Genomic DNA, 12885 nt, shown 5'->3' with positions numbered 1-12885 from the left:
CCGATGTTTCCCGATGGCGAACGTCTGCGCGTCGCGTAACGGTCACGCTGGGGCACGCGCGAGCCATAGTCAAGCAAATTGCGGGCCAAACGCACGAAGCGCACATCCGGGGAAACGGTTACGCCGAAGTAACCCAACGGCCCCCTCCACCATCCGGTTGATTGCGAGCGACACGAGCCATGCGGAACTTTCGCGCATCATCCGATGTCATTGCTGGATCAAGAATGAATTCGCGTCGCATCATGGCCGCCTTCCCGTCGGCGGCCGACGAACAGGTCACGCTCGCCAACTGGCGCCAACATCCCTTCAACGAGTGGGCATTCCGCAATGTCCGCGAATTGCTGCCCACCGCGAACATCGCGCGCGCCGCAGCGCCGGCGCCACTGTCCTTTGCGCCGCGCTATCTCGACGACCTCAGCTTCGCCAGCCCGCGCGGCGAGACGGTCGGCGTCGGCGAGGCGCTGCGCGCCAGCCACACCGACGGCATCGTGGTGTCGCATCGCGGACAGGTCGCGTTCGAATGGTATGCCCATGGCCTGACGCCCGATACCCCGCACCTGATCTTCTCCGTCAGCAAGTCGGTCGCCGGAACGCTCGGCGGCATCCTCGCCGATCAGGGCAAGCTCGACCCCGACGCGCCGGTGATGCGCTACATCCCGGAGATGGAGGGCTCGGTCTATGGCGGCAGCTGCACGGTGCGGCATCTGCTCGACATGAGCGTCGGCATCCGCTTCGACGAGGATTACATGGCGCGCGACGGCGACGTCATCAACTACCGGCGCTCGACCGGCTGGGAGCTGCCCGATCCGGCGATTCCGCCGAGCAATCTGCGCGACTATCTGCGCACGCTGCGGCCGAACGGCGCACCGCATGGAGAGACCTTCCACTACGTCTCGACCAACACCGACGTGCTCGGCTGGGTCTATGAGCGCGCCTGCGGCATGTCCTACGCAAAGATCCTCTCCCACTATCTGTGGCAGCCGATGGGCGCCGAGCACGACGCTTACATCACGGTCGATTCACGCGGTGCCGGCCGCGTCGCCGGCGGCATCTGCGCGACACTGCGGGATCTCACCCGGTTCGGCGAGATGATGCGCAATCACGGCATCAGCAACGGACGACAGGTCGTCCCCGGCTGGTGGATCGACGACATCAGGCAGAACGGCAATGCCGAGGCCTGGTCGCGCGGCGACCTGACGAAAGTGTTTCCAAACGGCAACTACCGCAACAAGTGGTACACGCTCGATCGACGCGAAACGCCGTTTGCCGCGGTCGGCATCCATGGCCAGTGGATCTACATCGATCCGGCCAATGAGACCGTGATCGCACGCGTCTCCTCGCAGCCGCTGCCGATGGATCTCGATCTCGATCACATGTGGATGCGCGGCTATCGCGCGATCGCGGCCAGGCTTGCCGGCAAGAGCTGACCGATTGCGACAGGGGGACACCATGGGACCACCGATCAACCGCCGCCGTCTGTTGCAGATCAGTGCGGGAGCAAGCCTCGGCATTGCGATGCCGCGCATCGCGCGGGCCAATTCGAAGACGATCACGGCCGTCATGCACGCGCCGCTGCGCGTCACCGATCCGATCATGACGACGGCGTGGACCGCGCGCAACCACGGCTACATGATCTACGACACTCTGTTCTCGACCAATTCGAAATTCGAGATCAAGCCGCAGATGGTCGAGGCCTGGGAGGTCTCCGCCGACGGCCTGACCTACACCTTCCGCCTGCGGCCCGGCCTCAAATTCCATGACCGCAGCGCGGTGACGTCGGCCGACGTCATCCCCTCGCTGCAGCGCTGGGCCAAGCGCGACACGATGGGCCAGAAACTGTTCGAATTCATTGCCGAACTGAAGGCGGTCGACGAGCGCAGCTTCCGCATGGTGCTGAAGGAGCCCTGCGGCTTCGTGCTGGCGGCGCTCGGCAAGCCGACCGCCAACGTGCCCTTCATCGTGCCGGCGCGGATTGCCGCGACGCCCGCCGACCAGGCCATATCAGATCATCTCGGCTCCGGACCATTCCGCTTCGTGACGGCGGAATTCCAGCCCGGCGTCAAGGCCGCCTATGAGAAAAACCCGGACTACGTTTCCCGCGACGAGCCGTCCGACGGCACCGGCGGCGGAAAGGTCGTCAAGATCGGCCGCTACGAATGGATCAGCGTGCCGGATTTCCAGATCGCGACCAACGCGCTTGTCAACGACGAGATCGACTATTTCGAGGTGCCGCCGCACGACCATCATCCGATGCTTGCGCGCGCCTCCAATGTCGAGCTGACCGATTACAACACGCTTGGCTTCTCCGGCATGTGCCGGATGAACTGGCTGGTGCCGCCGTTCGACCGGCCGGAGATCCGCCAGGCCGTGCTGCACGCGGTGAACCAGAAGGACTGGCTCGACACCCAGATCGGCAATCCCGATTACTACAAGATCACGCCGGCAATCTTCGTCGCCGGCACGCCGTTCGAAAGCGCGGTCGGATGGTCGACCAAGGCGGACACCGCGAAAGCCAGGGAGTTGCTCAAGCAGGGCGGCTACAAGGGCGAGCAGATCACGATCCTGCACGCGACCGACGCCCCGATCATCACCGCGCTCGGCACGGTCACCGCCGAGGCGCTGCGTTCGATCGGCATGAACGTCAGCCTGCTGGCGATGGATTGGGGTTCGGTGGTGGCACGCCGCGCCAAACAGTCGATGCCGGCCGAGGGCGGCTGGTCGCTCTACCATTCGACCTGGGCCAGCGCCGACCTCGTCAATCCGATCGGCAACGCCTGCGTCAACGGCAAGGGCAAGAACGGCGGCTTCTTCGGCTGGGTCGAGGATACCGAGCTCGAGCGGCTGCGCGACAGCTTTGCCCGAACCGCGGCGCCGCCGGACCAGAAGGCGCTGGCCGACAAGATCCAGGCACGCGCCTACGAGGTGGTCACCCACGTCCCGACCGGGCAGTACAATCAACCGGCCGCGACGCGCAAGGCGCTGAAGGACATCGTCCGCGCGCCGGTGCCGCTGTTCTGGAATGTCGACAAGACGGGTTGAGGCCTCTATTCGATCGGCGGCCGCCGCGTGTGCCAATCCGTCGCCGACTGGAACGCGGCGCCGGCGCGGACCAGCACGTCCTCGGACAGATGCGGGCCGACCAGTTGCATACTGAGCGGCATCTGGTCCGAGGCCATGCCCATCGGCAGCGTGATGGTCGGGCTGCCCGAGAAATCGAACACCGCCGTGAAGCGCAGAATGCTCAGGAGGACATTGGGGTCGGCACCGTATTCGCTCATCTTGGTGAGCGTCGGGATCGGCACCGGCATCGTCGGGATCAGCAGCAGGTCGATATCCTCGAACATCGCGACGAGGCTGCCGCTGAACTTCTGCCGTTCATGATGGATGGCCGCGATGTCGACGCCGCTCGTCGCCCGGCCCTGCTCGATCAGCTGCGCGAGGTCGGGTCCGTATTCCGACTTGCGCGACGGGTAGGTGTCCAGATGCGCCTCAGCCGTCTCCACCGAACACATCGCAATCCACTGGCTGACGAGCTTCTGGTAGGGCGGGAAATGCACCTCGCGGATGTCGGCGCCGAGATCGGCGAGTGTGCGCTCGGCTTGCACCAGCGCGGCGACGACCTGCCGATCGATGCCCTCCTGGGTGTACCTGCGGTCAACACCGATCCTGAGGCCCCTGATGCCGTCGCCCGCTCCAGCCAGATAATTCGGCACCGGAGCCCGCAAGGCGGTCGGGTCGTTGATATCAGCGCCCGCGATGACGCCGAGCATCGCCGCGGCATCCGCAGCGCTGCGGCACATCGGCCCGACGTGATCGAGCGAGTCGGCCAGCGGGAAGACGCCGTAGCGGCTGACCCGCCCCCAGGTCGGCTTGATCCCGGTCAACCCGCAGGTCGCCGACGGAAAGCGGATCGAGCCGCCGGTGTCGCTGCCGATCGAGCCGTAGCAGAGCCCCGCCGCGGTCGCGACGCCCGATCCGGTCGATGAGGAGCCGACCCAGTAGTTCACATTCCACGGGTTGAGCGGGGCCCGGATTGCAGGATGGTGGCTGGTATAGGCCCCCTCCGTCATCTTCAGCTTGCCGAGCGTCACCGCGCCGGCGACTTCGAGCCGATCCACGATCGTGGCATTGAAGGACGGCACGAACTTGGCGTGGATCGTCGTGCCACCCGCGGTCGGCGCAAACGAGGTGTAACAGAGGTCCTTCAGCCCGATCGGAACGCCATGCAGCGGGCCGCGCCAGACACCCTTGGCGATCTCCGCATCGTACTGCTTGGCCTGGTCCATCGCCCGCTCCGCAAGGACCAGCGCATAGCCGTGAAACTGTCCGTCCAGCTTCGCAATCCGGCCCAGCATCGCCTCGGTGATCTCCGAGGGCTTCGCCTCCTTGCGGCGAATGAGCTCGGAGATTTCGGTGATGGATTTGTAGTGCAATGAATCCGCTGACATCTGACGCCCTGCTGTTATCGGAATATGCCTGTCCGGACCGCCGCCGCGGGCGGCGATCTCGCGACTCTGCTGACGGCGCGCCCCGCCTAGAACTGGACGCCGCGCGTCAACGCGCCGTCCACCACGAGGTTGGTCCCCGTGATGAAGCTCGCCGCTTTGCTGGCCAGGAACACGGCGGCGTTCGCCATCTCCTGCGGCGTGCCCATGCGGCCGGTCGGGTTGAGCGCCAGTGCTGTCTTGTACAGTTCGGGATTGCCGTCCTTGATCATGTTCCAGACGCCGCCCTCGAAATAGGTGTTGCCCGGCGACACCGAATTGGCCCGGATGCCCTTGGCCGCGAGCTGGTAGGCAAGGCCCTGCGTGTAGTGGATGATCGCCGCCTTGAACGTACCGTAGGGACCGCTGGCAAAATCGACCTCGCGTCCCGACACGCTCGAGATGGTGACGATCGCGGCGGCGCCGCTCTTCTCCAGATACGGCATCGCCGCGTTGACGAGGCGCACCGTCCCCATCATGTCGGTGGAGAATTCCTTCTCCCAGCTCTCCTCGTCCTGCCCGATCGACAGCGCGCTGACATTGGCGACCACGACATCGATGCCGCCGAGCTTGGACGCCATGTCGGCGACCCAGGCCTTCAGGGCCGGCCCGTTAGAGACGTCGACGGCACTACCGAACGCCGAAACGCCCTTGGCCTTGAGCGCTGTGACCGCAGCGTCGACGTCGCCCTGGTTGCGCGCACAGATGCCGACATTGGCGCCCTCGGCGGCGAACGTGTCGGCGATCGCCCTGCCGATGCCCTTGGTGCTGCCGGTAACGAGAACCTTTGCTCCCTTGAGTCCGAGATCCATGTCCATTCCCTCCATTATTATCAATTATGCAACGCACTGATCTTCACCGCATCGCGCGGTCGATCACAGCAACAGCTGCACGCGAACGTTGTCCGCGTTGACCTCCTCACCGGCCAGCGATCGCGTGATCTTGCCCTTCTCCATGATGTAGCAGCGCTGCGCAATCTCCAGGATGGTGTCGAGGTTCTGCTCCACGAACACGATCGTGGTCCCGAGCTCCGCTCGGAACGATTTCAGCGCCTCGCAAATATGCTGCACGATCGACGGCTGGATGCCCTCCGACGGCTCGTCGAGGATCATCAGCGCCGGATTGCCGATCAGCGCGCGGCCGATCGCAAGCTGCTGCTGCTCGCCGCCCGACATGGTGCCCGCGATCTGGCGCCGGCGCTCCCTCAGGCGTGGAAAATACTCGTAGACGAGCTCGGGCAGCTTCTTGCCTTCGGGCCCGCCGATCAACTCGCCGACCTGCAAATTCTCCTCGACGCTCATTTGTGGAAACACGTCGCGGCCCTGCGGGATGTAGCCGAAGCCGGCGCGCGCCCGCGCATCGGCCTCGAGCTGCGTGACATCCTGATCCATGAAGCTGATGGTGCCGCGCCAGGTCTGCAGCAGGCCGATCAGGCACCGCATCAGGGTCGACTTGCCGACGCCGTTGCGGCCGATCACGCCGACGATCTCGCCGCGCGAAACCGACATGCTGACGCCTTGCAGGATCGGCGTCGCGCCGTAGCCCGCCCAAAGCCCCGACACCTCCAGAATGCGATCAGTGGGCATGAGTCTTACCCAGATAGATTTCCGCGACCTTCTCGTCTTCCAAAATCGCCTCCAAGCTGCCGCGCGCGAAGATCTTGCCAAGATGCAGAACGGTAACGCGCTGGGCGACCTGACGCACAAACGCCATGTCGTGCTCGACGACCAGGACGGTCATGCCCTCGGCATTGAACGACTTGATCAGCTCGCCGGTCTTGAAAGTCTCTTCCGGCGACATGCCGGCGGTCGGCTCGTCCAGCAGCAGCAGCTGCGGCTGCAGCGCCAGCGCCATCCCGATCTCCAGCCATTGCTGCTGGCCGTGCGACAGCGCACCGGCGAGCTTGCCGCTATCGTCAGCCAGATTGAGCAATGCGAGCAGCCGCTCCTCTTCAGCACGGCATTCCGCGCCCGAAATGCGTTCCTGCAGCGCGATCTGGATGTTCTGCCGCACCGGCAGCTCCTTGAACACGCTCGGCGCCTGCATCTTGATGCTCATGCCGCGCTGCACCCGCGCGTAGGGCCGCTCGGCGGTGATATCGATCGAGTCGAAGAAGATGCTGCCCGTGGTCGGCGGATAGAGCCCGACGATCAATTTGAACAGCGTGCTCTTCCCGGCCCCGTTGGGCCCGATCAGGCAATGGACCTCGCCGGCATTGACCGTCAGGTCGACGTCGGAGACGGCGGTCAATCCACCGAAACGCTTGGAGACACCTTTCACATCGACCAGCGCCATGATTCAGGTCTCATCGGATTGCAGGCGGGCGGTGTCGGCCAGCGCGGGGGCTTCGTCGCGGCGCCGACGCCTGGTCCACCAATCGACGACGAGCTTGCCAATGCCGAGCACGAAGCCCTGCGGCGCCAGCATCACGGTGGCGAGCAGCAGAACGCCCATCAGCACCAGCGCCGCTTGCTGGCTGTAGACCGTGATGGTCTGAAAGCCGAACAGCAGCAGGAACGATCCGACCAGGGTCGCGGTCAGATCGTTGCGTCCGGAGAACGCCACCCACACGATCGGCATCGCCGCCGCCGGCAGGCCGATGCTGGATGGCGTGATGAACTGCCCCCACGACGTGTACAGTGCGCCGCTCAACCCTGCGAGGCCGCTGCCGATCACGAAGGTCAGAAGCTGATACTTGCGGACGTCATAGCCGAGCATCTCGGCGCGCTGCGGATTTTCCCGCGTCGCCACGATCACGTTGCCTACGCTCGAGTTCACCAGCATGCGCAGCGCGATGTAGACGATCACGATCAGCGCGATCATGACGTAATAGAGCGCCGAGCCCTCGATGTCGAAGTCGCCGACCGTGAGCGGGTCCATTCCCTTCATGCCGTTGAAGCCGTTCAGCCGAGCCGGACCGATATGCCATTCGGGCCCCGCGGTCTGCCCGAGGAAGAAGGCAAGCACTAGCGTCGCCGACAACGTCACGATGCCGAAGAAAATCCCGCTGATGCCGCCCCAGATCATGAAGTAACCGAGGATCCCGGCCGCGATCATCGCGATGACCACGGAGAGAACCAGCGCGGCGATCGTGGTCGTTCCCCCGCCCATATTGATGGCGAGCACGCCATAGCCGTAGCCGGCGATGCCGAAGAAGAAGGTCTGGCCGAACGACAGCATGCCGCCGTATCCCCACATCAGGCAGAGGCCGAGCGCCATGAAGATCCAGATCAGGAAGTAGGCGAAATTGCCGACATCATAGGAATCGGCGAACAGCGGATAGATCAGCGCCCCGGCCAGCACGGCGAGGAAGCAGGACCAGAAGATCTTCCCGCGTCCGAGCGTCTGCGGGCCCTCGAGCAGCTTCAACATCAGAAATTCCCGTCTAGCGCCCACGACGAACCAGCACGCTGGATAGTCCCTCGGGCAGCACACGTATGATCAGGATGACAGCAAACAGCATGCCGATCTGGCCGATGATCTGCCCGTAGCTGGCATTCAATGCCATTCGGATCATCGCCAGGAACACCGCGGCCGGCGCGGTTCCGAGCAGGACATTGGCGCCGCCGATCACCACGGTGACGAAGCTCTCGACCACAAAGGTCGCGCCCATGGTCGGGATCAGCGTCATGGTCGGCGCGTAGAGCGCGCCGCAGAGCCCCGCGAGCGCGGTGCCGATGCCGAAGCTGATGGAATAGATCCGCCCGGTGCGCGCGCCGAGCGCCTTGGCCATCGCCGCGTTCTGCATCGTGGCGCGCGCGATCACGCCAAAGCGCGTCTTCATGAAGATGATGTAGAGGCCCGCAAGGACCGCTACCGCACAGGCAAACAGCACCAGCCGGTAGGTCGAAAACGTGTAGCCCCCGATCGCGAAGCTTCCTTCCGGCGTGCCAATACCGCGCACCGCGGAGCCGACGATCAGCAGCATCGACTGCGTCACGATCAGACTGAGGCCCCAGGTCGCGAGCAGCGAGTCGAGCGGTCGCTTGTAGAAGCGCCGCACGACGAGGTACTCGACGATCATGCCGATGATCCCCGCCGTCAGCGCGGCCAGGATCTGCGCGATCGGAAGCGGCACGCCGAGATTCACGAGCCCCACGGTGACGTAGGCGCCGCACATGATGAACTCGCCATGCGCCATGTTGATGACGCCCATCATGCCGAACACGATGGCCAGGCCCGCCGCCGACAGGATGAGGAACGCGAAGACATCGGCGAACTGATAGAATACCGAGAAGAGTTCAGCCGACATTCCGGTCTCCCTGATCGCGGCGCCGCATCATTGCGGCGCCGGCTCGCCTCAAAGCCGCGGTGCAAACACGAGCAAGATTCGTGCCTGCGCGCATCACGACTTGCTGGGAAGATGACTCGGCGTGTACTGATCCTTGTCGTTCTTCTTGGTGAGGTCGCAGCCGATCTCGCCAAGCCAGTAAGGCTGGATGGTGCCGTAGTCCTTCTCCACCGTCACCTCATGCTTGGGCCCGACCGAGATCAGGCGCATGCGGTGCGACGTATGCTGGCTCTTCGGGTCGATGCAGACCTTGCCCTCGGGAGCCTCGATGCAGGCATCCCCCGTTGCGATCACCTTGCGCATGTCCTCGAGCTTGGTCGACTTGGCCTTCTCGACCAGCGCCTTGTACATGTAGAGCGCGTTATAGGCGTTGTAGCCCATGTCGTTGATGTAAAGCTCATCGGGGAATTTTGCGTGCCAGCGCTTCTTGAAGTCATTGGCTTCGGGGGTATCGATCTCCTCGAACCAGTTCGCGGTCGCATGCATGTTGTTGAGCGCCGGCGGCTTGAACCGCTTATGCTCGAAGCCGAGCATGATCTTGATCGAAGAGCCCATCGGCAGGTTGAGGTTGGCCGCGGCTGCCTGTTCGAAGAACGAGTCCTGCGCCGCGCCGACATTGATCGTCAGCAGCCAGTCCGGCTTCGCCTTCTGGATGTTCTGGATCGTCTGCGCGAACTGCGACACGCCGAGCGGGATGAATTCCTCGCCCACGACCTCGCCGCCGAGGTCCTTCATGATCTTGCGGTTCCACTCCGCGGAGATCTGGCCGAAATTGTAGTCGGCTGCGATGACATAGACCTTCTTGCCGAACTTCTGGACCATCCAGGGGATCAGGGTCGAGAACTGCTGCTCCGGCACCGCGCCCATGCTGATCATGCTGGCGTCGCAGACACCGCCTTCATACTGGTTCGTATAGAAGTACGGCGTGGTGGTGCGATCGACGATCGGACGCAGCGCCTCGCGCGATGCCGAGGTGATGCCGCCGATCAGCACGTCGACCTTGTCGCGATTGAGCAGCCGTCGGCCGAACTCCTGATAGCGGGCATTGTCACCCTGGGGATCGAGATGGATCAACTCGATCTGCCGGCCGAGAATGCCGCCGCTCTTGTTGATCTCCTCGACCGCCAGCTGCGAGCCGTGCAGCTTCGGCATGCCCATGAAGGCGAGATCGCCGGAGACGTCCTCCAGCAAGCCGACCTTCAGCGGCGGCTCCGCCGCCTGGGCGGCACCTATTGCCGCGGTCCCGAGCATTGCACCAAGCAAAGCCATTCCGACTATACGCCCCGAATACATCGCGATGTCCTCTGTCGTTGAAGGATGTTTGAAGTCACGCCTTGAGGTAATTCTTCAGGATCGACGCCCCCATCGTGTATTTGGGATCGACCATGTTGCCGAGCCGCATGCGGCCGGCCTGGCTGAGCAGCATGTAGGCGTCGATCTCGTCGAAGCCGTAATCGGCGCTCATCCAGCGCACGAGCTCGCGATAGGCGATGCGCGCCGCGTCCTCGAGCGGGCGCGCGCTGCCGATCGTCATGATGAAGTCGCGCGTCTCGAGCCGCGGCCAGGCGAAGCTCCAGTTCTTGATCAGATCGATCTGCAGCGTCACCGTCGCGCGCTGCTCCAGCGCGACGCCCGAGAGTTCGCCGTCGCCCTGCGTGGCGTGGCAGTCGCCGACATAGAGCAGCCCGCCTTCGGCATGCACCGGCAGATAGATAATCGCGCCCGGTGCAACGTCGGGCAGGTCCATGTTGCCGCCGTGATAATCGGGCTGCAGCGAGGAAATCGCCTCGATCTCGGGCGAGACGCCGATCGTGCCGATGAACGGCTCATAGGGCAGCGTGATCTTGTCGTTCCAGCGCACGCCGTTGCGGTCGACATGCAACTTCCTGACGCGTTCCGGCAGCGGCGGGTTGAGCAGCGCCGTGGATGCGGTCCCGACCAGGCCGCCGAACTCCGGAATGATGCAGGTCGTTCCGGCCGGCTGCGCGCCGCGGGTCTCGACGTCGCGGATATAGACGGCGAGGCAATCACCCTTCTTGGCGCCCTTGACCGCGATCGGCCCGCATTGCGGGTTCAGATAGGGGAAGTTCAGCTTCGCCGTAGGACTGTCGCTTTCGCTGGTGAGCACGCCGCCGAAGGCGTCTTCGGTTTCGACAACGACGACCCCACCCGGGTCGATCGACAGGGTCGGCTTGGCATAGGGCCCATAGACGTAATGGAAGCCACCCTGCTGCTCGATCGTCAGGCTATGGGTCGTACCGATCGCGCCCTTGGCAAGGGCGCGCTTGGCCATGATGGAACTCTTCAACCAATCTTCGGTCATGCGGTCGGCTCCTCAATTCAGATCGCGGGATGGCGCTTGTGCCAGTCGGTGACGCGCTGGAAGGCATCGCCCGCGCGAACGAGGCTTGCTTCGTCGAAGTGGCGGCCGACGAACTGGAAGGCGATCGGCCCGCCGTTCGGCGCGAAGCCGCCGGGAAGCGTCACGGTCGGGCTGCCGGTCATGTCGAACGGACAGGTGAAGCGCAGCAGCCCGGTAATCAGCGACGGATCCTCACCCAGCGCCGCCATCTTGGCCAATGTCGGCGCAGCGAACGCCTGGGCCGGAACGGCGATCAGATCGACCGTCTCGAACAACAGCCGCACCGCGCCGCGGAACGCTTCGCGCCGCAGCACGATCTTCTGGTAATTCATGCCGGATTGCGCCCGGCCGAGATCGAGCAGGCCGGCGAGCGCCGGACCATATTCGTCCTTGCGTGCGGGATAGGTCTCTTCGTGCGCGACCGCCACTTCGATGCCGCACAAGGGGAACCAGTCCTCGATGACGGCCTTGGGATCAGGAAACGTGATGTCCTTGATCTTCGCGCCCAAATCGGCAGCAACGCGCAGCCCTTCGCTGAGCACCTTGCCGGCAGCCTCGTCGGTCCCCTCGCTGGTCCAGCGGCGATCGACCCCGATCGTCACGCCGCGCAAATCGCCGGACAGGCCGGCGAGATAGTTCGGCACAGGCAGCGGCACGGAGGTGGTGTCCTTGGGATCCTGGCCCGCGATCACGGCGAGGATGGCGCCGCAATCGGCCGCGCTGCGCGCCATCGGGCCGATGTGATCGAGTGTTGCCGCGAGTTCGAACGCGCCATAACGGCTGACGCGTCCCCAGGTCGGCTTCAGCCCGGTGATGCCGTTGGCGGCCGATGGAAAACGGATCGAGCCGCCGGTATCGGTGCCAAGCGAGCCGAAGCAAAGCCCCGCAGCGGTGGCGACGCCGGAACCGCTCGACGATGCGCCCGACCACAAATCCGCATTCCACGGATTCTTCGGCGGGTCGATCTTCGGGTGATGGTCGGCATAGGCGCCCTCGGTCTGCTGCAGCTTGCCGAGGATGACAGCGCCGGCATCCTTCAACCGCGCGACGACCGTGGCATCCTCGCTCGGCCGGAAGTCCCGGTGAATGGTCATGCCATGCGCGGCCGGAGCGCCCTTGGCCCAGCACAAATCCTTGACGGCGATCGGCACGCCGTGGAGCGGTCCCTTGATCTTGCCGGACGCGATGTCCTTCTCGGCTGCCGCCGCTTCGGCCAGCGCCGCCTCGCCCATCACATAGGCGTAGCTCTTGAGCTTGCCGTCGAGCTGCTCGATCCGCCCGAGCATCGCCTTGGTCACCTCGACCGGCGAGAGCTTTTTGGCCTGGATTTGCTGCCCGATCTCAATGAGCCCGAGATAGTGAAGATCCGTCGTCGGCATCGTTTCTCATCCCCGCACTTGACATGACGCAAGCGCAGGCACTGCCCATCACCGCGCATGCGCCTCCGGCTTGGCGGCACGGACGTGTCGCCAATTTGTTTAGCGGCAAAAGCAAAAAACCACCCGCCCCTCCGAAACGAAGGTGACGAATGGCCCAAATGCCGCGGCTATGAACTATCGCATGGGTCCGGAGTCGAACGGAGCACTCTGCGCGGCGATCGGGACGTCATCGGCCAGATCGACGCACGCAAGGTTCGACAGGAAGCCCTGTAGGAGAAAATTCTAAGGAGGTGTGCAGCGCGTTGTCAACGAGGCTGGCTGCACAAATTTCGCGAGGTGCATGCGCAGCAAATCGGCATGACCTCTTGC

General features: G+C 64.3%; 11 protein-coding genes. 2 read left to right on the top strand and 9 right to left on the bottom strand.

Features of this window, described 5'->3' with window-relative positions; genetic code table 11:
- The first annotated feature begins 224 nt into the window (after positions 1-224).
- Entirely contained in the window at positions 225-1427 is a 1203-nt protein-coding gene (locus tag ACVI1L_RS29130; protein ID WP_456784460.1) for a serine hydrolase domain-containing protein, read from the top strand.
- A gap of 22 nt (positions 1428-1449) precedes the next feature.
- The gene (locus ACVI1L_RS29125) at positions 1450-3039 is read left to right on the top strand and encodes an ABC transporter substrate-binding protein (RefSeq protein ID WP_456784459.1); all 1590 of its coding nucleotides are present in this window, start codon (positions 1450-1452) and stop codon (positions 3037-3039) included.
- Between the two features lie 5 nt (positions 3040-3044).
- On the opposite strand, the gene ACVI1L_RS29120 is transcribed toward ACVI1L_RS29125, so the two are convergent.
- From ACVI1L_RS29120 to ACVI1L_RS29080, 9 genes are all read right to left on the bottom strand, one after another.
- Positions 3045-4448 carry an amidase gene (locus tag ACVI1L_RS29120; protein ID WP_456784458.1) on the bottom strand — a complete coding sequence of 468 codons (1404 nt, stop codon included), beginning with the start codon at positions 4446-4448 and terminating at the stop codon, positions 3045-3047.
- Between the two features lie 86 nt (positions 4449-4534).
- Positions 4535-5296, bottom strand: coding sequence for an SDR family NAD(P)-dependent oxidoreductase (locus tag ACVI1L_RS29115; RefSeq protein WP_225647396.1), 762 nt, complete (start codon positions 5294-5296; stop codon positions 4535-4537).
- 63 nt (positions 5297-5359) lie between these two features.
- Positions 5360-6070: an ABC transporter ATP-binding protein gene (locus ACVI1L_RS29110; RefSeq protein ID WP_456784457.1), complete on the bottom strand. Its 711-nt coding sequence runs from the start codon at positions 6068-6070 to the stop codon at positions 5360-5362.
- Positions 6060-6779: an ATP-binding cassette domain-containing protein gene (locus ACVI1L_RS29105; RefSeq protein WP_018270850.1), complete on the bottom strand. Its 720-nt coding sequence runs from the start codon at positions 6777-6779 to the stop codon at positions 6060-6062. Before ACVI1L_RS29105 ends, ACVI1L_RS29110 begins: the two co-directional genes overlap by 11 nt.
- A gap of 3 nt (positions 6780-6782) precedes the next feature.
- Positions 6783-7856, bottom strand: a complete 1074-nt coding sequence (locus ACVI1L_RS29100; RefSeq protein WP_057015931.1) for a branched-chain amino acid ABC transporter permease — start codon at positions 7854-7856, stop codon at positions 6783-6785.
- Positions 7857-7869: 13 nt separating this feature from the next.
- Positions 7870-8736: an ABC transporter permease subunit gene (locus tag ACVI1L_RS29095; protein WP_016845722.1), complete on the bottom strand. Its 867-nt coding sequence runs from the start codon at positions 8734-8736 to the stop codon at positions 7870-7872.
- Positions 8737-8829: 93 nt separating this feature from the next.
- The gene (locus tag ACVI1L_RS29090) at positions 8830-10044 is read right to left on the bottom strand and encodes an urea ABC transporter substrate-binding protein (protein WP_141339913.1); all 1215 of its coding nucleotides are present in this window, start codon (positions 10042-10044) and stop codon (positions 8830-8832) included.
- 58 nt (positions 10045-10102) lie between these two features.
- A complete protein-coding gene (locus ACVI1L_RS29085) occupies positions 10103-11098 on the bottom strand; it encodes an acetamidase/formamidase family protein (protein ID WP_092080049.1) in 996 nt (331 codons plus the stop codon).
- Positions 11099-11115: 17 nt separating this feature from the next.
- Positions 11116-12516 carry an amidase gene (locus ACVI1L_RS29080; RefSeq protein ID WP_253609377.1) on the bottom strand — a complete coding sequence of 467 codons (1401 nt, stop codon included), beginning with the start codon at positions 12514-12516 and terminating at the stop codon, positions 11116-11118.
- Positions 12517-12885: the final 369 nt, after the last annotated feature.

The organism is Bradyrhizobium sp. USDA 4516 (genome assembly GCF_054055915.1).
The sequence above is the reverse complement of the archived record's forward strand: the minus strand, read 5'-3'. Positions and strand labels throughout refer to the sequence as shown.